The sequence below is a fragment of the Streptomyces sp. NPDC020362 genome (assembly GCF_040642095.1).
Lineage (GTDB): Bacteria > Actinomycetota > Actinomycetes > Streptomycetales > Streptomycetaceae > Streptomyces.
The window spans coordinates 1-1,338 of the sequence record NZ_JBFAET010000481.1 but is presented as its reverse complement, the minus strand read 5'-3'; the positions used below and the strand labels follow the sequence as shown (position 1 = coordinate 1,338).

The following is a 1,338-nucleotide window of genomic DNA, read 5'->3' as shown; positions in this document are numbered from 1 at the left end:
CAGCATGAGCCAGATCACCCGGACGCGTCACCAACACCAGACGCCCCGCACGCTCCTCCGCCAACCACCACTGCACCAGCGCCAGAACCTCACTCACGATGCCGTGTACGCGCTCGGCGGTCTCCGTACCGGACCCCGCCGGGCACGGAACGACCATGACGTCCGGTGTCCCTTCCGACTCCCGCAGTGCGTAGAAGTCCGCGACAGTCTCGATCACCAGCGCGTCGGTGGCGGAGGGCAGGGTGAACGGCGTCCACCCCAGCGCGAACAGCTGATCGCCGCCACCGGCACCGCGCAATTGCTCCGCCGAGACGGCCCGCAACGACAGCGACTCGACCGAGGCCACCGGGTCGCCGGTGCCATCGGCCACGGCCAGCGTCACCGAACCGGAGGCCGTCCGCGACAGTTTCACCCGCACCATCGCCGCACCGGCAGCCTGCACGACGACGCCGGACCACGCGAACGGCAGGACCGGGCCGTCGTCCAGCGCCACCAGCCCACCGGCGGCCAGAGCGTGCAGGGCGGCGTCCAGCAGCGCCGGGTGCAGGGCGAACTCCGCCGCCTCGGCAGCCGACTCGTCCGGCAGCTCGACCTCGGCGAAGACGTCGTCCCCGCCGCGCCACACCGAGCGCAGGCCCTGGAAGACCGGACCGTAGTCCAGGCCCGCAGCAGCCATGCCCTCGTAGAACGCCGTCAGGTCGACGGCCTCCGCGCCCGCCGGCGGCCACGCGCCGAGGTCCGCGGCGTACGGTGCCCCTGCCGAGGACAGCACACCCGTCGCGTGCCGCAGCCATGAACCGTCGTCGACGCGCGAGTGCACGCTCAGCTGTCGTCGGCCGGACTCGTCCTTCGGGCCGGCAGCCACCTGAAGGGTGACGCCGCCGCGCTCGGGCACCACCAGGGGAAGCTCAAGGGTGAGGTCTTCGATCGATCCGCACCCCGTCTCGTCGCCCGCCCGGATCGCCAACTCGACGAACGCGGTGCCGGGCAGCAGAACGGTCCCGTTCACGGCGTGGTCGGCGAGCCACGGATGGGTTTCGAGGGAAAGCAGTCCGGTGAGCAGGACCCCGTCGCTGTCGGCCGTCGCAATCGCGGCACCGAGGAGCGGATGGTCCGCCGCCCCCAGGCCGGCGGCCCGGACGTCACCGGACGCCTGGGGAACGTCGAGCCAGTAGCGCTCGCGCTGGAAGGCGTAGGTCGGCAGGTCGACGCGGCGGGCGCCCGGGAAGAGCGCCTGCCAGTCGGGCGAGATGCCGTGGGTGTGCAACTGCCCGACGGCGGTGACGAGGGCGTACGGCTCGGGGCGGTCGGCACGCAGGGCGGGAACGGTGACGATGC

At 72.6% G+C, this 1,338-nt stretch carries 1 protein-coding gene; it reads right to left on the bottom strand.

Translation table 11 applies throughout. From position 1 onward, the window contains the following. Window positions 1-1,338, bottom strand: a 1,338-nt coding sequence (locus AB0H32_RS48375) for a polyketide synthase dehydratase domain-containing protein (protein ID WP_361136138.1), incomplete at both ends; no start/stop codon positions are given.